Here is a 22,429-nt window from a genome sequence, read left to right as displayed (position 1 = left end):
CCTTCAGCAGGCTGCTGGTGGCTACCGCGTACCCTCGCCCACCGACGGCGAAACAGGTCCGAAGGCCGCCTTCGCGCTGACTTTCCACAGGTAGACCGCCGCCGGGACAAGGGAGCCGAACAGGAGCAGGAGGGTCCAGACGGACGCGAGCAGGAGCACGTCGCCGCCCGGACCGCCGAACATGCAGAGCAGGAAACCGAACCCCCACCCCGCGAGCGGCAGCACTCCCGTCCCCACCCGGCCGGTCGTCGACCGGGCAGCGATCACCAGCGCCAGGTTCGCGACCGCGGCGGCGAGGATGCTGATCGGAAACGGTGTGGCGCCGAGGTAGGCCGGCAGGAAGAGCACCGAGAGGACGGCGCACAGAAAACCGTCGAACACCAGCAGCGCGAGGGTGACCCTCCCCAGAACATCGAGGTGCCCGGGTTTCGCTGCGGTGCCGACGGTCATGTGTCAATAGTGGATCAGGCGACGGGCGGGTAGCCCAGCAGGGTCAGCAAATGGCTCTGCATGTCGGCGAATCCGTACAGCACACCGAAGTACAGGTCGTGCTGGGCCGGCCACGACGGCCGGAGCGTATCGACGAACGCGACGATGGCGTTCTGAACATCCCAGTTGTACATCTATCGCCTCTCCTGACGGGTGTCACACGGACTCGACCGGGGCCGCTGCGTGACGTGGGCCACAGTGTAATACGCAACCCTCGTCACAGATACCTGCGGTCAGTGACCGATGCCGGCGAAGAGGTCCCGCTCCCTGCCGTCGGCGTCCCGATCCCCGGCGGCGCCGCGGACCAGCACGAAATGCTCCTCCGCCAGGATCGGCTGCGCGATGTCGTTGGAGAGCGCGTACTCGGTACCGCTCGGCGCCACCGTCACCTGGGTGGCGTGCGCCGACAGCGCTTTCGTCTTCGCGTCGAGCACGCCCCGCACGTCGATCACCGTCGTCACATCGGTGTCCGGGACGCTCGGCAATTCGCCGGGCTCCGGCAGCCGCCAGCCGTCGGGGATGTCGCCGATTCGGCGGATTCCCGACTCGAGCGCGCTCGCCTCGGTCACCGTCCAGTACAGCTTCGCGACGTCCCACGGTTCGCCGCGGTCCGGGTACCGCGCCGAACCCGCCGCCTCGACGGCCGCGGTGGTGATCGTGTGCACCTGGATGTGGTCGGGGTGCCCGTACCCGCCGTCGGGGTCGTAGGTGACCACGACGTGCGGCCGCAGTTCCCGGATGACCGCCACCATCGCAGCCGTCACGGAGTCGAGGTCTGCGTTGACGAAGGCGCGCGGATCGGCCGCCGACGCCGTGCCCGCCATGCCGGAATCACGGAAGTGCCCCGCCCCCAGGAGGAACCGCGGCCTTCCCGCACCGAGACACGACAGCGCGGACGTCAGCTCGCCGATCCGGAACCCACCGAGCTGATCCGCGGCGTCGGCGACCAGCTGCGCCCACTCCTCGCCGATCACCTCGCCTTCCTCGCCGAGCGTGCACGTCAGGACGTGAACGTCGGCACCCTCGGCGGCGTAGCGCGCGATGGTGCCGCCGGTGGTGAGGGTCTCGTCGTCGGGATGGGCATGGACCAGCAGAAGTCGCCGCTCACTCATTCCTTGATCCTGCTCCAGTCCGCTGCGTCACTGAATATTCCGACCGGCACGGCGCCCGACAGCGACACCCCGTCGACACCCGGTCCCGCCGCGACCAGCGTGCGGTCCTGCATGATCGGCAGCACCGCAGCCAGATCCCAGAGTTTGCGGTCGGCGTCGGCGAGAGCCTGCGGCACATCGCCGACCCCACGCAGCGCGGCGTCGATGGACGGCTGCAGGGTGGGGTCGCAGACTCCCGACAGGTTCGACGGGGCCTCGGCTTCCGAGACCGCATCACGTTCCGGGCCGGTGGTTTCGGTGTTCTGCTGAGTTGCCGCGACCACTGCGGGCGGACAGCTGTGACGGGACGCGAGCGCCGTGGCGGGGTCGGACCCGGCGCGCGACCATCCGACGACTGCTCCGATGTCGCCCTTGCTCAGCGACTCCCCGTACAGCTCCTCGGCGGGCAGGGACGTCACGGTGGCGTCGACGCCGGCGCCGCGCAACTGGTCGGCTGCCGTGTTGGCGACCGCACTCGCGGTGTCGTCACCCTCGGGTGTCCCGATGACGAGCGTCAGCGGGACGCCGGCGCGGACGAGCCGGGTCGACGGGGCCGCGCCTGCGGGAACGACGGTGTCCGTGGGTGTTTCGGCGACGTATCCGTATTCGGCCAGCTGCGCCAGCACCTGTTCGCGGCTCGGCCGCGCGGGGGCGGTGGCGGTGTAACCGGGATCGGAGGGGGCGTAGACCTGCGAGCGTGCCGGGACCGCCGCCGCCTCGCTGCCGGCGCCGACGACGGCGAGCAGTTCGGTGTCCAGCAGCTCCAGCAGGCTCTTCCGCACCCGGACGTCCGCGAGTTCGGGAACCCGGCCGTTCAGTGTGAGGTCGAGTCCGCGCGGCTGGAACGACGCACCGGTCCGCACCGTGGGGATCGCCGCGAGCTGGGCGGAAGTGGCTGTGCCCCCGTGAATCTGGACGATCTGGGTGTCGTTGTTGCGCATCGAGTCGGCGAGCTGCGACGGCGTGCCGTCGCGGCGCATCAGGATCTGGTCGGGAGTTGCCGGCTTGTCCCAGAACCGGTCGTTGCGTTCGAGCAGGATCTCGTCGCGTCCGCGGTCGATCGACTTGATGTGGAAGTGCCCGCCGGACACCGGGATGTTCTCGGACAGTCCGGTCGCGAAGCCACCGGGAGAATCCTTGATGAGATGTGACGGCAGCAGGTCGGTGAAGAGTTCACGCCACGCCGGATAGGCGGCCTTCATCACGACGCTGACCGTCTTCCCGCCACCGGACGACCTGACGTCCTCGATCAGTTCGTAACCGGCGGGGTCGACCACGCCGGGGGCACTGATCATCTGCTGCCACAGGTAACGGAAGTCCTCGGCGGCGATGGGCGCACCGTCGGACCACTGTGCCTCGTTCCGCAGCTGGTACGTGACGGTGAACGGCTCCTGCGACGTGACGTCCGCGGAGATCACGAGTGAGGAGTCGGGAATCCAGTTGCTTCCGCCCGGGCGGGCGGGATCGGGCACCGGCCGGAACGGGCTCGGCAGCACGAGTGCGCTGACCGCGGAATTCGCCGGCGACTGGTCCGACAGGAGGTGCGGGTTGAATCCGCTGCCCACGTCGTCGATGGCCACGACGACGGGCTGCTTCTCGGTCGGCGACACTGTCGGCTTGGGGCTGTCGGTGCTCTCGACCGGCGGGGGCGGATCGGCGGTGCACGACGTGAGCATCGCCGTCGACACTGCGAGCAGGAGCGCGGTCACTGCCGCACCGTTCCCACGCCTTCGGCCCCGCACTCCTCGAACTCTCTCGAGTCGACCCCCAGCAACCACCGCGCCGCCTTTCCTCAGAGAGACCGGAAGGCTCCGGAAACCCACGAGCGAATGTACCTTCGGTCGCCGATCGACCGAAGGTACATCCGCCCGGTTGTGTCTGACGTGGTCGGACGAGCCGACTACAGGGCCGCCTTGTCGCGGGCCTTGGAACGCGAACGCTCACGGGCACGGTCGGTGGCCGACAGGTGCACCTTGCGCACGCGCACGACCTCCGGGGTGACCTCCACGCACTCGTCGCCGGCGCAGAACTCCATCGCGCCTTCGAGCTCGAGCTTGATGGGCTTGGCGAGAGTCTCCATCACGTCGGCGGAGGACTGACGCATGTTGGTCAGCTTCTTCTCGCGGGTGACGTTGATGTCGAGGTCCTCCTGGCGCGGGTTGATGCCCACGACCATGCCCTCGTACGTGTCGGCGCCGGGCTCGACGAAGAACGTTCCGCGATCGGCGAGCTGGATCATCGCGAACGGGGTGACCGAACCGGTGCGGTCCGAGACGAGCGAGCCGGTGTGGCGGGCGCGGATCTCGCCGGCCCACGGCGCGTAGCCGTGGAAGACGGCGTTCGCGATGCCGGTGCCGCGGGTCTCGGTGAGGAAGTCGGTGCGGAAGCCGATCAGGCCGCGCGAGGGAACGATGAACTCCATCCGGACCCAGCCCGCGCCGTGGTTGGCCATCTGCACCATCTTGCCCTTGCGGTTGGCGAGGAGCTGGGTGATGGCGCCGAGGTACTCCTCGGGGCTGTCGATGGTGAGCTCTTCGAAGGGCTCGTGCACCTTGCCGTCGACCTGACGGGTGACCACCTGCGGCTTGCCGACGGTCAGCTCGAAGCCCTCGCGGCGCATCTGCTCGACCAGGATGGCGAGCGCGAGCTCACCACGGCCCTGGACCTCCCAGGCGTCGGGGCGACCGATGTCGAGGACCTTGAGCGAGACGTTGCCGACGAGTTCCTGGTCGAGACGCGACTTCACCATGCGGGCGGTCAGCTTGTGTCCGCTGACCCGGCCGACGAGCGGCGAGGTGTTGGTGCCGATGGTCACCGAGATGGCGGGCTGGTCGACGGTGATCCGCGGCAGCGGGACCGGGTTCTCCAGGTCGGCGAGGGTGTCGCCGATCATGATGTCGGGGAAACCGGCGACGGCGACGATGTCACCGGCGACGGCCTTCTCGGCGGGCTGACGCTCGACGCCCTTGGTGGCGAGCAGTTCGGTGATCTTGGCCTTGGTGACGACGGGCTCGCCGTCCACCTCGCGGCACCAGGAGACGGTCTGACCCTTGGTCAGCTCGCCGTTGTGGATACGGACCAGCGCGAGGCGGCCGAGGAACGCGGAGGCGTCGAGGTTGGTGACGTGAGCCTGCAGCGGCGCGTCGACGTTGCCCTTGGGCGCGGGCACGTAGTTGAGGAGCACCTCGAACAGGGCGTCGAGGTTCTCGGCGTCCGGTGCGTGACCGTTCTCGGGCTGAACCTTGGACGCCTTGCCCTCGCGGCCGGAGGCGTACAGAACGGGAAGGTCGAGGGCGAGCTCGGCGGCTTCCGCTGCCTCGTCGTCGAGGTCGGAGGCCAGGTCGAGCAGCAGGTCGTGGCTCTCGGAGACGACCTCTTCGATGCGGGCGTCGGGCCGGTCGGTCTTGTTGACCACCAGGATGACGGGCAGCGACGCGGCGAGCGCCTTGCGCAGCACGAAGCGGGTCTGCGGCAGCGGACCCTCGGACGCGTCGACGAGCAGGACGACACCGTCGACCATGGACAGGCCGCGCTCGACCTCGCCACCGAAGTCGGCGTGACCGGGGGTGTCGATGACGTTGATGACCGTGACACTGCCGTCACCGTGATGCTTGTGGACGGCGGTGTTCTTCGCGAGGATGGTGATGCCCTTCTCGCGTTCGAGGTCGCCGGAGTCCATGACGCGATCGACCAGTTCGGCGCGCTCCTCGAATGCCCCCGACTGGCGCAACATGGCGTCGACGAGGGTGGTCTTGCCGTGGTCGACGTGTGCGACGATGGCAACGTTACGGAAGCTGGTGATGGTCACGCGGTGGCTCTCCTGGCTGAGTTGATTCGGCCACGCGAAAGTTCCCTCGCACGGCTTTCTGGCGGCCGCCTTGTCATCTCGATTCAGAATCCTCGTCGAGGCGATGGTAAATCGCCCAGTGCAGGCATCGCGGCCACGTGAATACTACCCGCCCGAGCGCCTACTTCGCGCATCGCCGGCCGCCCGGGGCCTGCCCGACCAGCGTAAAGTGATCTGCGCCACGTCGAATTCGGCCTGTCTCGGGTGTGGATCGGGGCCGAAAGCTGAGGGGACGCTAACCTGGGTGGAGCCGGCAGATACCGGTGTTCACCGTAGTAGGAAGGCCGCGCCGAGTATGGGCAAGGTGAAGGCCAGCAAGGTCTCGGGTCTCAAACCGAAGAAGAAGTGCTGCCGCAGCAAGACGCGCTGCATCAAGTGCCCGGTGGTCATCATGCGCATGAAGAAGCTCGAGAACGAGGGCGCTTCCAAGAAGGAACTGAAGAAGGGGCTCAAGAAGGCCCGCGCAGCCTGAGGTCAGCCCCACCCTTTCAAGTGCAGCCGCAGGTCCGGCACCCACCCGCGGTCGTTGCCGACGAGGTCGATCTCCCCCAGTTCCCGTCCGTCCACCCACCGCAGTTCCGCGTGATCGAGTGCGACGGGCGTTCCCGACACCAGTTCGACCCGGTACGCGCGGAGCACCCGGCCGTCGGGCAGCGGCACGTCCTCACCGATCCGGTCGCCGCCCGACACCTCGACCCCGAGCTCTTCTCGCAGTTCGCGGCGCAGCGCGTCGTCGGCGGTCTCCCCCGCCTCCGCCTTGCCCCCGGGCAGCTCCCACTGTCCCGCGAGTTCCGGGGGCCGCGTCCGCTGCGCGAGCAACAGCCGGCCGTCGACGATGATCGCGGCCGCCACCACCTCTCCGGTGTGGTCGGCAGGCCTTGCACGTTCCACTGGCACCGCACCATCATGGGGTATGGCCGAGTTGCTGTCAGACGGAGAGATCGACACCGCGCTCGCAGAACTGCCCGGGTGGCGGCGGGCGGGTGATTCCCTCGTCCGCACCGTCGAGTCGCCGAGTTTCCCCGACGCCGTCGAGCTGGTCGGGAAGGTCGCGGAGGCGGCGGAGGCCGCGAACCACCATCCGGACATCGACATCAGGTGGCGCAAGGTCACCTACACGCTGTCGACGCATTCCGCCGGCGGGCTCACGCAGCTGGATCTGGATCTTGCTGCGCAGATCGACGCACTGGCGGGCTGATCGTGCCGGTGACCGCGGCGGCACGCTGTGTGCGGCGTCCGGCGTAGGCCACCCAGGCGTAGACACCGAATGCGCCGACGACGTCGACCGTGCCCAGCCACGCGAGTACCGCGGGCCGGGAGATCAGCCAGATCGAGTCCTGGAAGAAGCTGAGAACCCACGGCACGCCGATGAGGGTGGTGACGAGCCAGTATCCGGCGAGGATCCGGGTGCCCAGCATCGATCCGTAGGGGCCGTGCAGCAACCAGATCAGCATCGGAATGACCCACACCCAGTGGTGCGACCACGAGATCGGTGAGACGAGCAGCCCCAGCAACTCGACGATGACGAGGGTGCCGAGCCGATCGTCCCGGGCGATCGCCCGCCAGGCCAGGACGGCGAGGACCACCGTGACCGCCACGGCAAACATCCAGAGGACGCCCGTCTCGACGTCGTACCCGAGCAGCCGCGACAACGCGCCGCGCAGGGACTGATTCCACACCGAGCCGACCGGCCCGATGCGATCGGCGTCACCGAGCAGGTGGGTGAAGTACTCCCGCGCCTCCGAGCCGATCAGGAGGTAACTGACTCCGACGGTCGCGGCGAACGCGACACCCGAGAAGACCGCGGCCTTCCACCGGCGCTGCATCAGGAAGTAGAGGCCGGTGATCGCCGGGGTCAATTTGATCCCGGCGGCGAAACCGACGAGCGCACCGGACAGCCACCACCGGGAGCTGCGGACCGCGGTCATCACGAGCAGCGCGAGGAACACGTTGATCTGGCCGTAGTCCAGCGTGGTGCGCACCGGTTCCACCCACACCCCCACCGTGGTCCACAGCACCGCGACCGCCCGCCAGTGCGGGCTGTGCGCGGCGTCTCCGAGCACGAGCCCCAGGCTCATTCGCGCCAGCGCGTACAGGGCGAGGATCGTGAGCAGTTGCCAGCCGACCCCGACCAGCGGGAACGGCAGGTAATGCAGGGGAAAGAAGACCAGCGCGGCGAATGGTGGGTAGGTGAACGGCAGCGGAAAGTCCGGTGTCACTTCCGAATAGGTGAAGTCGTAGAGACTGCCACCACGGAGCGCCTCGGAACCGTCGACGTAGACGTGCAGGTCGACGAGGTTCATCCCGTTGGGACTCAACAGCGTCCACGCCATGCGCCCGAGCACCGACAACACGAGAAGCACAGGCGCGCACCGCAACAAGCCGTGCAGGGCGGACGCTCCCCGGGACGCGGGAGAACGCACGGAGGACGGGTCGTCGGAGGCTGCTCCGTCGTCGGACGCTGCATGGTCGGACACAGTGTGGTGCTCTCCCCGTGAGGTGTGTAGATGTCTCAGCCGATCCCGAAACGGTCCCGCACAGCGTAGACGGCGCCCTCCGCGGCCCCCGAGGTGTCCGTAGCCGCGCGTAACAGTTGCATCACCAATCACACGAACCACACGTGCCACAAGCTATGGTCACCGGAAGATCACCGTCGGGGTCTGTATGCCATACACTCCCACCGGGATGCCGCAGCTATCGGTGAACGAACTCGTGAGCTGTACAACCCGGGGGCGCTGTACATAGAGTGACCCCCCGAGCCGTCAGACGTGGATTGAGTTGTCGTCCACGCTGTTATGACTAAGGATGGGGAGACTGTGCTTCGAACCCGAGGTATGCGCAGAGCAGTGACTGCTCTCGCTGTTGCCGCAGCAGCCGCTATGGCAGTGCCGGCCCAGGCGAGTGCGCAGCCGACGCCGCCGCCCGTGCCCGAAGGCATCCCCGTGGAGATGCTCGCATCGTTCGCACCCGCGATCATCGGCGCAGCCGCTGGTACCGAAGACATCGCAGCAGGACCTCAGGACGCGATCCTGGACCAGGCCCGCAACCTTCTCGAGGCCCCCGGAATCCCGCCGGAGCTCAAGTCCACCCTCGAGCGCGTCATCACGTTCCTCGACGGCAGTGGCGGCGGCGGACCCGAGATCCCGCAGGAGAACGCACCCGTCATCGCGCAGTTCCTCTACCCGACCATCGGCAAGGGCTGCATCGGAGAGGGCGCCGACTCCGTGGGCACCGCACTCGCGGTCCCCGGTCCCGCCCAGCTGCCCCCGCCCGGACCCAAGGCAGGTCAGGCCGGTTTCGTGTTCACCGCCCTCGGAACCAGTTCCGTTGCCGCCGAACAGCCCAATCCACTGACCGTGACGTGGATCAACCTGGACAACCAGCGGCGCGCCACCCAGAACCTCACCAACGAGGCCAAGATCAACCCCGACGGACCGGCAACCTTGTCGGCGATCGCGGACACCGGCCCGGGTCGCGTCCTCGCGGTCGTGTCGGGCGGACTGACCACGCAGAAGGAAGGCGCCGCGCCGATCACGTGCAGCTTCCTCCCCACCGTCGGCATGTTCCAGGTCGCGTAACTCTCCACAGCTGAGCGAAGGGCCCTTCCGGATTTTTCCGGAAGGGCCCTTCGCTCATGTCTGCACCGCTTCTCTGTTTGCCGACGGCACCACCGTGGTAGACCGAGGGATGCCCTCGACGCACCACACACCAGACCACTCACTGCGATCGCGACACGCCCGGCGTTCCATACTGTCGATCCGTTCGGAGGGATCGATCCTCTCGATCGGTTCCGCCTACTCCATCCTGTCCATCGGGAGTGTCGGCTCGGTGCTCTCCATCGGGTCGGTCGGGTCGGCCGGCTCGGCACTGAGCACCGGCTCGTTCGCCAGCCTCGGGTCTGCACTGTCGGGGCTGTCGCGGTGGTCCCTGATGTCGTGGAAGGGGTGGCACGACTCGCCGCCGGAACACCCTCACCTCACGGTCATCGCCGAGGAACCGGACCTCGCCCGGGACGCGACCGCGCACGTCCAGTCCTGACGCGATCCGGTCAGGACGTCCGTCCGGCGCGCGGCCAGGAGTTGCCGTCGTACTTCTCGATCTCACCGTTGAACTTCGTCAGCAGCCGCCGCAGCTCGTCCCGGTCGTGGTCGCTCCACTCGGCGATGATGCGCTCGACTCCTTTTCGGCCCAGCGCCCGGTCGGCGTGAAGCTGTTCGAGCCCCAGCGCGGTGGCCTCGACCTTGCGGGCCATTCCCCCGTCCGGGTCGGGGACGCGATCGACGAGCCCGCGCTTCAGCAGGGCGCCGATCTGCCGGTTGATCGTCGAGATGTCGAGCCGGAATGCCTCGGCAAGCTGTTTGAGGCTGAGCGGATGTTCCAGTTCCAGACGTCCGAGGAGGAGGTAGGCGGAACGGTCGAGTTGGAATCCCGCCCGTTGCGCATGGGCGTGATAGCGCGACAGCAATGTCAATTCGTTCTCGACATCTGCCGCCACCTCGTCGCGTTCGGACACCGACACCTCCCCTAGTTACCGTCATTCTGCCCGAGGCATTATTGTGCACCATACACACAGTGTGTAGTGTGCACATTTTTCATCAGGATCCGTTGACGAACAGCGCGGTGTAGAGGACCGAGGCGACGGTGTACACGAAATTGACCAGCAGTTCCATCGGGAGAACCTCCGGGTTCAGAGTGAAAAGAGTGACAACAGGTAATCGGAGTTGCCTCGCGGAGCGTTTCACACTCCCATCCACCGGATAACGCCCCACACTCGAACTGAAACGTGTTCTTATTTTCCGAGGCGCTCACAATCGGGGCGCCGGACGAGAGAAGGGATGCACACATGCCGTGGAGTCGTGCCGAGCTCGAAGAGGCCTTCGCGCACTACCAGCGGACCGTCAGCCGCTGCGTCGAACTCGGAGACTGGAACGGCTTCGCCGACCTCTTCACGGAAGACGCCACGTACGTCGAGCACGCCTTCGGAGACTTCGACGGACGCGAGGCCATTCGGACATGGGTCACGCGGACCATGTCGGCCTTCCCCGGCAGCCGGATGACATCGTTCCCGGCGAACTGGTACGTGATCGACGAGGACCGCGGATGGGTGATCTGCGAGATAGACAACCCCATGGAGGATCCCGGCGACGGTTCGGAACACGCCGCAGCCAACATCACGATCCTGCACTACGCCGGCGACAACCTGTGGTCGCGCGAGGAAGACGCGTACAACCCGATGAATTTCCTCGCCGCGGCCAAGAAGTGGTGCCGCGCAGCGGAAGCCGTCGGCAGGCTACCTGACGACGCCCGGGAGTGGCTCTCGAGGATGGGCGGGCAACCGGCGGCCTAGCCGTCACCACTGCCCGTAGTCGGGCTTCAGAATGTCGTTGAGGTCGATGCCCACCCCGTCGACGTTGCTCGCATCGATCTCGTACTGATGCAGGTGCGCCGACGGGTGGACGTACCCCTCCGGCGTGCCCCAGTCGTGCTGCCAGTACCACGACCCGAGCCCGGCGAGGACCGCCAGATCCAGTGTCTTGGAATTGGCGTAGATACCGGTATTGGCCTTGCCGACCACCGACTCCCACCCGGCGAGATACGGGGCGATCATGGTCAGGAAATCGGCGGGCGTGGGATTGTCGTCGATGGACGCGTAGATGGGCCGGTCCTCGGAACCGCCTGCAGCGAGGTGTAATTCGAGTCCGCGCTCCGCGTGCCGCTTCCCCGCCTCGAGCCCGCCGCGCCAATCGGCCGTCGGCCCCTTGCCGAACTGGTAGCACGAGACGACCGACAGTCCGGCGTCGAGCAACGCCTGCGCCTCGTCGGCGAGCATCGGCTTGCCTTCCATCCATTCGGCGCTTGGACGGCGGTCGGACACGTAGCGGATGGCGCCGGCATAGCCGGCTTCGAGGATGGCGTCCGCCGACGGCACCCCACCGGCGTAGTCGATCAGGATGCCGAGGCTGTCCGCCTTCGCGACGGCGACCGAGGACGTGGTGGACGTGAGCGCCGCAATCCCGGCCACGGCGGATCCCGCTGCCGCGTACCGGAACAGGTCTCGTCGAGAAATCTGCACTGTGGCCCCCATATCCGATCGGTCGCGCTCCGGCGTGTCTCCGACATTCACTCTCGCTCAGTCGGTATGTTGTCCGTTTTGCATTCCACCACACTCACACGGGTCCCGCCAGCCACTTGGACTACATCCGTCACATCGGGCACTCGCGACCCGCACCGGCCTGGCGGCGCCCCGAGTCAGCGGAAGAACACCGCAGCCTGGTCCGCGAGATCGAGTGCACCCTGCGGCAGGATTCCGAGCACCACCGTCACCACCACTCCGACCGCGATGGCCGCGGCGGTGAACATGCTGGGCACCACGATCGTCGGGGCGTCGCTCTGCGGCTCCGAGAAGAACATCAGGACGATGACGCGGACGTAGAAGAACGCCGCGATCGCGCTGCTGACGACACCGACGAGGACGAGCGGAACGGCACCGCCCTCGATGGCGGCCTGGAAGACCGCGAACTTGCTGACGAACCCACTCGTCAAGGGGATTCCGGCGAACGCCAGCAGGAACAGCGCGAAGACGCCACCCACCAGTGGCGAACGCCGCCCCAGCCCCGCCCAGCGCGACAGGTCCGTCGCCTCGCCCCGGCTGTCCCGCACCAGGGTGACGACGGCGAACGCGCCGAGCGTGCTGAATCCGTACGCCAGGAGATAGAACATCGTGGACGACAGACCCGCCCGGTTGGCCGCGATCAGACCGGTGAGGATGAACCCGGCGTGCGCAACCGACGAGTACGCGAGCATCCGCTTGACGTCGTTCTGCGTGACCGCCATGACCGCACCGACCACCATGGTGAGGATGGCGACGCCCCACATCACGGGCCGCCAGTCCGCGCGCAGGTCGGGCAGTGCCACGTAGAAGATGCGCAGCATCGCACCCACTGCCGCGATCTTGGTGGCCGCCGCCATGAACGCGGTGATCGGCGTCGGCGCACCCTGGTAGACGTCGGGAATCCACGAGTGGAACGGGACGGCGCCGATCTTGAACAGCAGGCCCACCGACAGGAGCGCGGTACCGATCAGCGCCAGCGTCTTGTCGTCGGTGCCCCGGGCGAGCGCGTCGCCGATCCGCGGCAACTCGACCGTGCCGGCGTAGCCGTACAGCAACGCCACACCGAACAGGAAGAACGCCGACGAGAACGCCCCGAGCAGAAAGTATTTGAGCGCCGCCTCCTGCGAGAGGAGGCGGCGACGCCGCGCCAGCCCGCACAGCAGGTACAGCGGCAGCGAGAGCACCTCGAGCGCCACGAACATCGTGAGGAGGTCGTTGGATGCCGGGAACAGGAGCATTCCGCCGACCGCGAACAGGGTGAGGGGAAAGACCTCGGTATGCCCCGGGGCGTTCTTGGTGGCCTCCCGTTCGGCGACGCTGCCGGGGACGGCGAACGCCTGCGGGGTGAAGGCGTCGGTTCCGCCTTCCGGCTCGGCTGCACTAGTGGCCGTGACCTCCGCGGTCGCCGCGCCGACCCCGCTGTCGACGCTCCGCTCGGCGATGAGCAGGATCGCGGGGATCGAGATCAGCAGGATGGTTCCCTGGAGGAACAGCGTCGGACCGTCGACGGCCACCGCGCCCCCGACGGCGGAGTCGCTGGTCCCGGCGAGCATGACGACGGCCACGAACGCGGCGGTGAGTCCCCCGAGCGCGAGTACGAGATGGCTGGAGTAGCGGCCGCGCCGGGGCAGGAACGCCTCGACGAGCACGCCGGCGACCGCCACGCCGAACACGATCAACATGGGTGCCAGCTGACCGTATTCGATGTCCGGCGCACGCAACGTCGTGGACTGGGCGAGTAGCAGTTCGGAGGTACTCATCGGTGTGTGCCTCCCTCTGGGTCCTGCCCGGCGACGGTGGGTGCAGGATCGTGCTGACCGACGGTGACGAGGACGTGGCTCACCGCGGGGGTGATGACGTCCAGCACGGGCTTGGGGTAGACGCCGAGGACGAGCAGCAGGGCGATCAGCGGCGCCACGACCGCGATCTCACGGCGCACGAGATCGCGGACGGTCTCGTTGCCCTCCTTCAGCGGCCCGGTCATCATCCGCTGATAGAGCCACAGCACGTAGATCGCGGCGAGGACGAGCGCGAAAGTCGCGACCACGGCAGCGATCTGGTAGCGCGAGAACGTGCCGACCAGGACGAGGAACTCACTGATGAACGGCGCCAGGCCCGGCAGCGACAGCGTGGCGAGCCCCGCCACGAGGAACGTGCCCGCCATCACCGGCGCCACCTTCTGCACGCCGCCGTAGTCGGCGATGAGGCGGGTGCCGCGCCGGGACACCAGGAACCCCGCGATCAGGAACAGCGCCGCGGTCGAGATGCCGTGGTTGACCATGTACAGCGTCGATCCGGCCTGTCCCTGGCTGGTCATGGCGAAGATGCCCAGAATGATGAACCCGAAGTGCGAGATCGACGTGTAGGCGATCAGTCGCATCACGTCGGTCTGGCCGATGGCCAGCACCGCGCCGTAGATGATTCCGATCACCGCCAGCACCGTGACCAACGGCGCGAAGTACGCCGACGCCTCGGGGAACATCTGCAGGCAGTAGCGGAGCATGCCGAACGTCCCGACCTTGTCGACGACGGCCATCATGAGCACCGCGCTGGCCGGGGTGGCTTCCACCGCGGCGCCCGGCAGCCACGTGTGGAACGGCCACAACGGCGCCTTGACCGCGAACGCGAACATGAACCCGAGGAACAGTGCCTTCAGCACGCCGGGGTCGGCGTCCAGCCCTTCGGCGACGATCACCCGGAAGTCGAAGGTGCCGCCGCCGAAGGCGTCCTGACGCGCCGTCACCACGTACACCCCGATGACCGCGGCCAGCATGATCAGGCCGCCGAACAGGTTGTAGAGCAGGAACTTCACCGCGGCGTACGTTCTCCCCGCCCCACCGAATCCTCCGATCAGGAAGTACATCGGGATGAGCATGGCCTCGAAGAAGATGTAGAAGAGCAGGACGTCGAGAGCGGTGAACGACACGATCACCATCGCCTCGACCATCAGCGTCAGCGCCACGTATGTGTGGGCCATCCGCCGCTGCCCGTAGTCGGGCGCGGTGTCACCGTCGTTCCACCCCGCGAGCAACAGCAGCGGCACCAGAACGGTGGTGAGGAGCACCAGGACGAGCGCGATGCCGTCGAGGCCCAGGATGTACCGGGTGCCGAACGCCGGGATCCAGGCGTGCGATTCCACGAACTGGTACTGCTCGCCGGTCGGATCGAACCGGATCGCCAGCACGACTGCCAGGCACAGCACCACCACGGACACGCCCACGGCGACGGATTTCGCGAGCGCGCGCTTGTGGACGGGCAATGCCAGGACCACACCGGCGCCGACGAGTGGCAGCACCCAGAGGGCGGTCAGCCACGGGAAGCCGCTCACCACAGCCTCACCAGCATCGTGGCGACCAGAAGGGCCGCACCCGCGAACATGAACAGCGCGTACGACCGGACGAACCCGGTCTGCAGGCGCCGCACCCGCATCGACGTGCCGCCGACGAGCGCGGCGAACCCGTTGACGGCACCGTCGACTCCCCTGCCGTCGACGGTCACGAGTGTTCGCGTCAACTCCTGCCCGGGACGCATCAGCGCCGCCTCGTTGAACGCATCGCCGTACAGGTCCTTCCGGGCCGCGACGGTGAACGCGGTGACCTCCGCCGGCGCGACCTCGGGGATCGGCTGCCCGGCGTACTGCCGGTAGGCCACCGCGACTCCCGCGAGCACCACCACCAGGGTGAGTACGGTGATCGCCCACACGGGCAGGGCGGGCTCGCCGTGGTGGGCGCCGACGACCGGTTCCAGCCAGTGCTGCAGGGAGGAGCCGACCGCGAGTAGGGCGCCTGCGGCGACCGAACCCACCGCGAGCAGAATCATCGGCACCGTCATCACCCCTGGCGATTCGTGTGGGTCGGCGTCCGGCGCCCATCGGCGACGTCCGAAGAACGTCATCAGCATCACCCTGGTCATGTAGAAGGCGGTCAGTCCCGCGCCGAGCAGCGTGACCGTTCCGAGGACGACGCCCTGGACGCCCTCGGCGGCGAACGCCGCTTCGATGATCTTGTCCTTGGAGAAGAAGCCGGAGAACGGCGGAATCCCGATGATGGCCAGGTATCCCAGCCCGAACGTGACGAACGTGATCGGCATGACGGTGCGCAGACCGCCGTAGCGGCGCATGTTCACCTCGTCGTTCATGCCGTGCATCACCGAGCCTGCGCCGAGGAACAGGCCGGCCTTGAAGAAGCCGTGGGTGAGCAGCAGCATGATCGCGAACGCGTACCCGGCCGGCCCCAGACCGGCGGCCAGCACCATGTACCCGATCTGGCTCATCGTGGATGCCGCCAGCGCCTTCTTGATGTCGTCCTTCGCGCAGCCGATGATCGCGCCGAACAGCAGGGTCACCGCGCCGACGATCACGACGGCGAGCTGGGCGCCCGGGGCCAGGTCGAAGATCGCGTTGGACCGGACGATCAGATACACACCCGCCGTGACCATGGTCGCGGCGTGGATGAGCGCCGACACCGGTGTCGGGCCCTCCATCGCGTCACCGAGCCAGGACTGCAACGGGACCTGCGCCGATTTGCCGCAGGCGGCGAGCAGCAGCGCGAGCCCGATCGCGGTGAGCACCCCCTCGCTCGCGGCGTCGGCACGCGTGAACACGTCGGCGAATTCGATCGAGCCGAAGGTCGAGAACATGATCATGATCGCGAGGACCAGTCCCATGTCGCCGACGCGGTTGACGACGAACGCCTTCTTCGCGGCCGCCGCGGCGGACGGCTTGTACTGCCAGAACCCGATGAGCAGGTACGAGGCGAGACCGACGCCCTCCCACCCGACGTACAGACCCAGGAAGTTGTCGGCCAGCACCAGCAGCAGCATCGCCGCGAGGAACAGATTGAGGTAGGCGAAGAATCGCCGTCGCTCCGGATCGTGCGCCATGTAGCCGACCGAATAGATGTGGATCAGCGAACCCACCCCGGTGATCAGGAGGACGAAGCACACGGACAGCTGGTCGAGTTGGAGACCGAAATCCACCTGGAGTTCACCGACCGGCACCCAGCTGAACAGGGTCTGGTGCACGACCCGCTCGGCTGCGTCCCGGCCCAGCATGTCGACGAAGAAGACGACGCCGAGCGCGAACGAGACCAGCGCCGTCGCACAGCCGAGGAGATGGCCCCACGCATCGCTGCGCCTTCCCGCCAGCAGGAGCACGGCGGCTCCGAAGAGCGGCAGAACGGGCAGCAGCCACACGGCCGACGAGAGCGTTCCGCTCATGCCGCACCGCCGATCGGGTCGTCGTCGTCGGGCAAAGTCACCTTCTCGAGGATGTGCGTCATCGGGGACCCGTCAGTTCTTGAGGAGGTTGGCGTCGTCGACGGAAGCCGAACGGCGGGAACGGAAGATGGTCATGATGATCGCCAGACCGACGACGACCTCGGCGGCCGCGACGACCATCGTGAAGAACGCGAAGACCTGACCGTCGAGGTTGCCGTGCATCCGGGCGAACGTCACGAACGCCAGATTCGAGGCGTTGAGCATCAGTTCGATGCACATGAACACGATGATCGCGTTGCGGCGGATCAGCACCCCGGCCGCACCGATCGTGAACAGCAGCGCCGACAGGTAGAGGTAGTTCTCGGGGTTCATCGCCGACTCCCCTCGTCGGTCGCACCGGGTTCGGGGGTCGCGACGTCCGCGGTGCCCAGCGCCCGGGCGGGCAGGCTCGGCCGCCGTTCGAGCGACCGGCTGACGGACAGCTCGGAGAAGGTGCCGTCGGGCAGCAACGCCGGTATGTCAACCGCGTTGTGCCGCGCGTACACACCCGGACTGGGCAGCGGAGTGACACGGGCACCCTCGCGGACGCGGTCCTGGGACAGCTCACGCTGATCCTTCCGCCGCTCGAAACGCTCCCGGTGGGCGAGCACCATGGCACCGATGGTCGCCGTGATCAGCAACGCACCGGTCAGTTCGAAAGCCCACACGTACCGGATGAACACGAGTTCGGCGAGCCCCTCGACGTTGCCCCCCGCGTTGGCCTGATCGAGACCGGTGAACGCGGAGACGGACGCACTCCCGATGCCGCCGATCAGCAGGAGTCCGAATCCCAGTCCCGCCGCGATCGCGGACACCCGCTGACCGCGGAGGTTCTCCACGAGGGACTCGGAGGAGTCGACGCCGATGAGCATGAGCACGAACAGGAACAGCATCATGACGGCGCCGGTGTAGACCACGATCTGCACGACGCCGAGGAAGAGCGCGCCCTGGGCGATGTAGAACACGGCCAGGATGATCATGGTCGTCGCGAGGAAGATCGCCGAGTAGACGGCCTTGGTTGCGCTGACCACTCCGAGCGCGCCGATCACGGCCACGGTCGCGAGGACCCAGAACTGCACACCCTCGCCCGTCGAGGTCTGGGTGAAGGGTTCCGCGACCAGCTGGACCGCGGACGGCATCGTGTTCACCACGTCGGCTCTCCTCCCTCGATCACGGCCTGTCCCCCGCCGTGTCGTCGACCCCGGATTCGTCCTGCGGCGCAGCCGCCGCTCCCCCGGTCACCGCGCCGCGGTAGTAGTCCTCGGCGGTGGTGCCCGGGGCCATCGGGTGCGGCGACTCGACCATGCCGGACTCGAGCGGGGCCAGCAGCCGGTCCTTCTCGTAGATCAGGCCGGCACGGTTGTCGTCGGCCATCTCGTACTCGTTGGTCATGGTCAGCGCCCGCGTCGGGCACGCCTCGATGCACAGCCCGCACCCGATGCAGCGCAGGTAGTTGATCTGGTACACCCGGCCGTACCGCTCGCCGGGCGAGAAGCGTTCCTCGTCGGTGTTGTCGGCGCCCTCCACGAAGATCGCGTCGGCGGGGCACGCCCAGGCACACAGTTCGCACCCGATGCACTTCTCCAGCCCGTCCGCGTAACGGTTGAGCTGGTGCCTGCCGTGATAGCGGGCAGCCGTCGGCACCTTCTCCTCCGGGTAGAACTCGGTGTTCGATTTCTTGAACATCGTCGAGAAGGTCACGCCGAAACCCGCTATGGGGCCGAGGAATTTAGTCATCGCTGTTCTCCTGGGTCGATCCGGTGGAGTGCGCGGAGGTGACGGAGACGGGCGTGCGCCGGAACGCGGGCAGCGTCTGACCCGGCATCGGCGGAACCGGGTATCCACCGGCCATGGGGTCGAACGGTTCGAGTGTCTCCGGGGACGGTTCCGCGCGTCCCTGCGGCTCGACCCGTTTCTCGGGTGCGGGAACGCGGCCCGGGCGCAGCCGCTTCCACAGCAGCATCACCACGACGAGGGCGACGACGAGGCCCGCGACGACGAGTGCGATCGACCGGACGTCGTAACCCTCGTTGCGGAAGGCCCGGACGGTGGCGACGATCATGACCCACACCAGCGAGATCGGGATCAGGATCTTCCAGCCGAGACCCATGAACTGGTCGTACCGCAGCCGGGGCAGCGTGGCGCGCAACCAGACGAACACGAACAGGAAACCCCAGACCTTCAGCGTGAACCACAGCACCGGCCACCAGCCGGAATTCGCGCCGTCCCACAGGCTGAGCGGGAACGGGGCATGCCAGCCGCCGAGGAACAGCGTGGTCGCGAGCGCCGAGACCGTCACCATGTTCACGTACTCGGCGAGCATGAACATCGCGAAGCTCAGCGAGGAGTACTCGGTGTGGAACCCGCCGACCAGTTCGCCTTCGGCCTCGGGCAGGTCGAAGGGCGCCCGGTTGGTCTCGCCGACCATCGACGTGACGTAGATGAGGAACGACGGCAGCAGCAGGAAGACGTACCAGGTGTGTTCCTGGGCGGCGACGATGCCCGACGTGGACATCGTTCCGGCGTCCAGGAAGACGGCCGCGAAGGACAACGCCATCGCGATCTCGTACGAGATCACCTGCGCCGTCGAGCGCAGCCCTCCCAGCAACGGGTACGTGGAGCCGGACGCCCAGCCGGCGAGCACGATGCCGTAGACGCCGATCGACGTGGCCGCGAGGACGTAGAGGACGGCCACCGGCAGGTCCGTCAGCTGCAAGGGCGTGTAGTGCCCGAAGATCGACACCGCCGGGCCGAACGGGATCACGGCGAACGCCATGAACGCGGGTACCGCGGCGATGATCGGCGCCAGGATGTAGATCGGCTTGTCCACACCCTTCGGGACGATCCCTTCCTTCAGCGCGAGCTTGATGCCGTCGGCGAGGCTCTGCAGCATGCCCCGCGGACCCACCCGGTTCGGGCCCACGCGCATCTGCATCCAGGCCATGACCTTGCGTTCGGCCAGGATCGTCAGAAGCGGAGTGAGGACGAGGAACACGAAGATGGCCAGGGCCTTGCCGAGAACCAGCCACCACGGGTCGTGGCCGAACAGCGCCGGGTCGGGGTAGACGGCCTCGATCGTCACAGCGCACCTCCCGGGACCATCCCGTTGGTGCCTGCCGCGCGGCGGACGTTCACGACGCTCCCCGACCGGGCGGCCAGTTGCTTGTAGACGGCGGACCCGGGCGAGTTGAGGGGCAGCCACACCACTCGATCCGGCATGTCGGTGATCACCAACGGCAGGGTGACGCCGCCCCGCTCCGTCGTCACGGTGACCGGATCCCCGTCAGCGGCACCCGACTCGGCCGCCGAGGCCGCGGACATCCGCACGACCGGAGTGCGGGCGGTGCCTGCCAGGTGCGGTTCCCCGTCCTGCAGCCGCCCCGAGTCGAGCAGCATCCGCCAGGTGGCGAGCACCGCCTCCCCCGGCCCGGGTTCCCGCCGCGGCGGTTGCGGATGGTCGGGCGGATCCGGGAAGTCACCGTCCCAGGCGCCGAGCCTCTCGAGTTCGCGCCGTGCGGTGGCGGCGTCCGGAAGACCCAGCGGGACACCCATTTCGCCGGCGATCGCGTGGAGCACGCGCTGATCGGGCATCGACCCGGTGGCCCGGAGGGCGGCGTCGAAATCGCGTGTGCGCCCTTCCCAGTCGAGGAAGGTGCCCGGCTTCTCCATGACCGGTGCGATGGGGAACACCACGTCCGCGCGCTCGCTGATCGCACTGTGGCGCAGTTCCAGACTCACGACGAACCCTGCCGCCTCGACCGCGGCCAGCGCGGCCTGCGGGTCGGGGAGGTCGTCGGCCTCGACACCGCCGATCACCAGCGCCCCGAGCGTCTTCGCCTCGGCCGCGGCGAGGATGCCCGCGGTGTCCCGGCCCGCGGTGTCCGGCAGGCCCGCGGCGTTCCACACCGACGCGACCTGCCGCCGCGCCTCCGGATCGCCCACCGGTCTGCCACCCGGGAGCAGTCCGGGCAGCGCACCGGCCTCGAGTGCGCCGCGTTCGCCGGCCCGTCGCGGCACCCAGGCCAGCCGGGCCCCCGTGTCGTCGGCCAGTCGGACCGCCGCGGACAGCGCCCCCGGCACCCCGGCGAGTCTTTCCCCGACCACGATGACCGCACCCGGCCGGCGCAGCAGTTCAGTAACGCCCGGGTCCGGGTCTCCCGCGCGGAGTCCGTCGAGGACCTCCGCCTCCGCACTCGGCGCGGACCGCAGCAGGCGGCCGGACATCTTCTCCAGGCCACGGGACGCGTACGGGGTGATCGAGTAGACCGGAACGGCCTTCGCGCGTGCGGCCTTGCGCAGCCGCAGGAAGACGATCGGCGATTCCTCCTCCGGCTCGAATGCGACGAGAAGAACGACCGGTGCGGCGTCGAGATCCTCGTAGGTGACCGCGAGTCGCTGCCCCGCCACCCGGGCAGCCAGGAACTCGGCCTCCTCGCCGGAGTGCGCGCGACTGCGGAAGTCGATGTCATTGGTGCCGAGCACTGTTCGTGCGAACTTCGCGTAGGCGTAGGCATCCTCCCAGGTGGACCGGCCCCCGACGAGAACACCCGCGTTGCCCCGCGCGGCGGCCAGTCCCCGCGCCGCGACGGCCAGGGCCTCCGACCAGGAGGCGGGTGCCAGCGTGCCGTCGTCGCCGCGGACCAGAGGGGTCGTGGTCCGGTCGCGCTCGGTGGCGTAGGCGAACGCCCACCGCCCCTTGTCGCAATTCCACTCCTCGTTGACCTCCGGATCGTCGCCCGCCAGCCGGCGCAGCACTTTCCCCCGCCGGTGGTCGGTGCGCTGGGCGCACCCGCTCGCACAGTGCTCGCAGACGCTGGGGCTGGAGACCAGGTCGAACGGGCGGGCCCGGAAGCGGTACGCGGAACCCGTCAGCGCACCCACCGGACAGATCTGGACGGTGTTGCCGGAAAAGTACGACTCGAACGGTTCCTTCGCGTAGATCCCCACCTGCTGCAGCGCGCCCCGTTCCATGAGTTCGATGAACGGGTCGCCGGCGACCTGCTGGGAGAACCGGGTGCACCGCGCGCACAGCACGCACCGCTCGCGGTCCAGCAGGACCTCCGTGGACAGCGGAATCGGCTTGGGGAACGTGCGCTTGACCTCCCCGAAACGCGATTCCGCGCGCCCGTTGGACATCGCCTGGTTCTGCAGGGGGCACTCGCCGCCCTTGTCGCACACCGGGCAGTCCAGAGGATGGTTGATCAGCAGCAACTCCATCACGCCCTTCTGCGCCTTGTCGGCGACGGGCGACGTGAGCTGGGTGTGGACGACCATGCCGTCGGTGACGGTCGTGGTGCAGGAGGCGAGCGGCTTGCGCTGCCCCTCGACGTCGACGAGGCACTGACGGCACGCGCCGACCGGGTCGAGCAACGGGTGGTCGCAGAACCGCGGGATCTGGATGCCGATCATCTCCGCGGCACGAATCACCAACGTGCCCTTGGGGACACTGACCTCGACACCGTCGATGACAACGTTCACTGCATCAAGGCTCGTATCATGGCTCGCTACGCTCGCAGGCGCGGAGCCCTTCACGCGCGCCCTTCCCTCATCGCTCACTCGCTGCGCTCCCTCGCT

At 68.0% G+C, this 22,429-nt stretch carries 23 protein-coding genes; 5 read left to right on the top strand and 18 right to left on the bottom strand.

The annotated features are described in order from the left end of the window. Positions 1-21 precede the first annotated feature (21 nt). The 5 genes from DTA22_RS08115 to typA form a co-directional block, all read right to left on the bottom strand. On the bottom strand, positions 22-450 hold the full coding sequence (locus DTA22_RS08115) for a hypothetical protein (protein WP_037231632.1): 429 nt from the start codon (positions 448-450) through the stop codon (positions 22-24). Between the two features lie 14 nt (positions 451-464). Further along, positions 465-623, bottom strand: coding sequence for a hypothetical protein (locus DTA22_RS36235; RefSeq protein ID WP_174233772.1), 159 nt, complete (start codon positions 621-623; stop codon positions 465-467). A gap of 99 nt (positions 624-722) precedes the next feature. Next, positions 723-1,601, bottom strand: a complete 879-nt coding sequence (gene mshB / locus DTA22_RS08110; protein WP_112299133.1) for an N-acetyl-1-D-myo-inositol-2-amino-2-deoxy-alpha-D-glucopyranoside deacetylase — start codon at positions 1,599-1,601, stop codon at positions 723-725. Beyond that, positions 1,598-3,418 (bottom strand): ABC transporter family substrate-binding protein, encoded by a 1,821-nt coding sequence (locus DTA22_RS08105; RefSeq protein WP_281272466.1) that lies wholly within the window; start codon positions 3,416-3,418, stop codon positions 1,598-1,600. The genes mshB and DTA22_RS08105 overlap by 4 nt, the downstream gene beginning before the upstream one ends. Before the next feature lie 122 nt (positions 3,419-3,540). Continuing rightward, a complete protein-coding gene (gene typA, locus DTA22_RS08100) occupies positions 3,541-5,448 on the bottom strand; it encodes a translational GTPase TypA (protein ID WP_005239154.1) in 1,908 nt (635 codons plus the stop codon). A gap of 343 nt (positions 5,449-5,791) precedes the next feature. Here typA and DTA22_RS36230 point away from each other — a divergent pair, with 343 nt between their 5' ends. Next, complete coding sequence (locus DTA22_RS36230; protein ID WP_162130660.1) at positions 5,792-5,959, top strand: hypothetical protein; 168 nt, start codon at positions 5,792-5,794, stop codon at positions 5,957-5,959. A gap of 2 nt (positions 5,960-5,961) precedes the next feature. Here DTA22_RS36230 and DTA22_RS08095 read toward each other — a convergent pair whose 3' ends face one another. Further along, entirely contained in the window at positions 5,962-6,342 is a 381-nt protein-coding gene (locus tag DTA22_RS08095; RefSeq protein WP_037231624.1) for a (deoxy)nucleoside triphosphate pyrophosphohydrolase, read from the bottom strand. A 58-nt stretch (positions 6,343-6,400) separates the two neighbouring features. On the opposite strand from DTA22_RS08095, the gene DTA22_RS08090 reads away from it, so the two are divergent. Further along, on the top strand, positions 6,401-6,685 hold the full coding sequence (locus DTA22_RS08090; RefSeq protein ID WP_037231622.1) for a 4a-hydroxytetrahydrobiopterin dehydratase: 285 nt from the start codon (positions 6,401-6,403) through the stop codon (positions 6,683-6,685). Here DTA22_RS08090 and DTA22_RS08085 read toward each other — a convergent pair. Continuing rightward, positions 6,633-7,964 carry a mannosyltransferase gene (locus tag DTA22_RS08085; RefSeq protein ID WP_112299131.1) on the bottom strand — a complete coding sequence of 444 codons (1,332 nt, stop codon included), beginning with the start codon at positions 7,962-7,964 and terminating at the stop codon, positions 6,633-6,635. The genes DTA22_RS08090 and DTA22_RS08085 overlap by 53 nt on opposite strands. Before the next feature lie 318 nt (positions 7,965-8,282). On the opposite strand from DTA22_RS08085, the gene DTA22_RS08080 reads away from it, so the two are divergent. Both DTA22_RS08080 and DTA22_RS08075 read left to right on the top strand, forming a co-directional pair. Beyond that, positions 8,283-9,065 (top strand): Rv1157c family protein, encoded by a 783-nt coding sequence (locus DTA22_RS08080; protein ID WP_174484672.1) that lies wholly within the window; start codon positions 8,283-8,285, stop codon positions 9,063-9,065. Between the two features lie 109 nt (positions 9,066-9,174). Next, positions 9,175-9,525 (top strand): hypothetical protein, encoded by a 351-nt coding sequence (locus DTA22_RS08075; RefSeq protein ID WP_037231615.1) that lies wholly within the window; start codon positions 9,175-9,177, stop codon positions 9,523-9,525. Between the two features lie 10 nt (positions 9,526-9,535). Here DTA22_RS08075 and DTA22_RS08070 read toward each other — a convergent pair whose 3' ends face one another. Together DTA22_RS08070 and DTA22_RS36030 are read right to left on the bottom strand one after the other, a co-directional pair. Then, positions 9,536-10,006, bottom strand: a complete 471-nt coding sequence (locus DTA22_RS08070; protein WP_037231613.1) for a MarR family winged helix-turn-helix transcriptional regulator — start codon at positions 10,004-10,006, stop codon at positions 9,536-9,538. A 76-nt stretch (positions 10,007-10,082) separates the two neighbouring features. Continuing rightward, positions 10,083-10,229, bottom strand: a complete 147-nt coding sequence (locus DTA22_RS36030) for a hypothetical protein (protein ID WP_160118501.1) — start codon at positions 10,227-10,229, stop codon at positions 10,083-10,085. 101 nt (positions 10,230-10,330) lie between these two features. On the opposite strand from DTA22_RS36030, the gene DTA22_RS08065 reads away from it, so the two are divergent. Further along, positions 10,331-10,834, top strand: coding sequence for a nuclear transport factor 2 family protein (locus DTA22_RS08065; protein ID WP_037231611.1), 504 nt, complete (start codon positions 10,331-10,333; stop codon positions 10,832-10,834). Between the two features lie 3 nt (positions 10,835-10,837). On the opposite strand, the gene DTA22_RS08060 is transcribed toward DTA22_RS08065, so the two are convergent. The 9 genes from DTA22_RS08060 to DTA22_RS08020 form a co-directional block, all read right to left on the bottom strand. Next, a complete protein-coding gene (locus DTA22_RS08060; RefSeq protein ID WP_112299130.1) occupies positions 10,838-11,572 on the bottom strand; it encodes a DUF1906 domain-containing protein in 735 nt (244 codons plus the stop codon). Between the two features lie 164 nt (positions 11,573-11,736). Beyond that, positions 11,737-13,359, bottom strand: a complete 1,623-nt coding sequence (nuoN, locus tag DTA22_RS08055; protein WP_112299129.1) for an NADH-quinone oxidoreductase subunit NuoN — start codon at positions 13,357-13,359, stop codon at positions 11,737-11,739. Beyond that, complete coding sequence (locus DTA22_RS08050) at positions 13,356-14,927, bottom strand: NADH-quinone oxidoreductase subunit M (protein WP_174233771.1); 1,572 nt, start codon at positions 14,925-14,927, stop codon at positions 13,356-13,358. The genes nuoN and DTA22_RS08050 overlap by 4 nt, the downstream gene beginning before the upstream one ends. Continuing rightward, a complete protein-coding gene (gene nuoL, locus DTA22_RS08045) occupies positions 14,924-16,816 on the bottom strand; it encodes an NADH-quinone oxidoreductase subunit L (RefSeq protein ID WP_112299127.1) in 1,893 nt (630 codons plus the stop codon). Before nuoL ends, DTA22_RS08050 begins: the two co-directional genes overlap by 4 nt. 72 nt (positions 16,817-16,888) lie before the next feature. Beyond that, complete coding sequence (nuoK, locus tag DTA22_RS08040; RefSeq protein WP_005239116.1) at positions 16,889-17,188, bottom strand: NADH-quinone oxidoreductase subunit NuoK; 300 nt, start codon at positions 17,186-17,188, stop codon at positions 16,889-16,891. Beyond that, complete coding sequence (locus DTA22_RS08035) at positions 17,185-17,994, bottom strand: NADH-quinone oxidoreductase subunit J (protein ID WP_174233773.1); 810 nt, start codon at positions 17,992-17,994, stop codon at positions 17,185-17,187. Before DTA22_RS08035 ends, nuoK begins: the two co-directional genes overlap by 4 nt. A gap of 31 nt (positions 17,995-18,025) precedes the next feature. After that, entirely contained in the window at positions 18,026-18,592 is a 567-nt protein-coding gene (gene nuoI / locus DTA22_RS08030; RefSeq protein WP_112299125.1) for an NADH-quinone oxidoreductase subunit NuoI, read from the bottom strand. Continuing rightward, entirely contained in the window at positions 18,585-19,937 is a 1,353-nt protein-coding gene (gene nuoH, locus DTA22_RS08025; protein WP_112299124.1) for an NADH-quinone oxidoreductase subunit NuoH, read from the bottom strand. Before nuoH ends, nuoI begins: the two co-directional genes overlap by 8 nt. After that, positions 19,934-22,411 carry an NADH-quinone oxidoreductase subunit G gene (locus DTA22_RS08020; protein WP_409372691.1) on the bottom strand — a complete coding sequence of 826 codons (2,478 nt, stop codon included), beginning with the start codon at positions 22,409-22,411 and terminating at the stop codon, positions 19,934-19,936. The genes nuoH and DTA22_RS08020 overlap by 4 nt, the downstream gene beginning before the upstream one ends. Positions 22,412-22,429: the final 18 nt, after the last annotated feature.

Source organism: Rhodococcus wratislaviensis, from assembly GCF_900455735.1.
In the GTDB taxonomy this organism is placed as follows: domain Bacteria; phylum Actinomycetota; class Actinomycetes; order Mycobacteriales; family Mycobacteriaceae; genus Rhodococcus_F; species Rhodococcus_F wratislaviensis.
The sequence above is the reverse complement of the archived record's forward strand: the minus strand, read 5'-3'. Positions and strand labels throughout refer to the sequence as shown.

Excerpts from the sequence above, each read along its gene's own strand:
- DTA22_RS08115 (WP_037231632.1), bottom strand. The coding sequence starts at position 450 with ATGACCGTCGGCACCGCAGCGAAACCCGGGCACCTCGATGTTCTGGGG.
- DTA22_RS36235 (WP_174233772.1), bottom strand. The coding sequence starts at position 623 with ATGTACAACTGGGATGTTCAGAACGCCATCGTCGCGTTCGTCGATACG.
- DTA22_RS08075 (WP_037231615.1), top strand. The coding sequence starts at position 9,175 with ATGCCCTCGACGCACCACACACCAGACCACTCACTGCGATCGCGACAC.
- nuoL (WP_112299127.1), bottom strand. The coding sequence starts at position 16,816 with ATGAGCGGAACGCTCTCGTCGGCCGTGTGGCTGCTGCCCGTTCTGCCG.
- nuoI (WP_112299125.1), bottom strand. The coding sequence starts at position 18,592 with ATGACTAAATTCCTCGGCCCCATAGCGGGTTTCGGCGTGACCTTCTCG.
- DTA22_RS08090 (WP_037231622.1), top strand. The coding sequence starts at position 6,401 with ATGGCCGAGTTGCTGTCAGACGGAGAGATCGACACCGCGCTCGCAGAA.
- nuoK (WP_005239116.1), bottom strand. The coding sequence starts at position 17,188 with ATGAACCCCGAGAACTACCTCTACCTGTCGGCGCTGCTGTTCACGATC.
- DTA22_RS08060 (WP_112299130.1), bottom strand. The coding sequence starts at position 11,572 with ATGGGGGCCACAGTGCAGATTTCTCGACGAGACCTGTTCCGGTACGCG.
- DTA22_RS08080 (WP_174484672.1), top strand. The coding sequence starts at position 8,283 with ATGACTAAGGATGGGGAGACTGTGCTTCGAACCCGAGGTATGCGCAGA.
- DTA22_RS08065 (WP_037231611.1), top strand. The coding sequence starts at position 10,331 with ATGCCGTGGAGTCGTGCCGAGCTCGAAGAGGCCTTCGCGCACTACCAG.
- mshB (WP_112299133.1), bottom strand. The coding sequence starts at position 1,601 with ATGAGTGAGCGGCGACTTCTGCTGGTCCATGCCCATCCCGACGACGAG.
- DTA22_RS08035 (WP_174233773.1), bottom strand. The coding sequence starts at position 17,994 with ATGCCGTCCGCGGTCCAGCTGGTCGCGGAACCCTTCACCCAGACCTCG.
- nuoN (WP_112299129.1), bottom strand. The coding sequence starts at position 13,359 with ATGAGTACCTCCGAACTGCTACTCGCCCAGTCCACGACGTTGCGTGCG.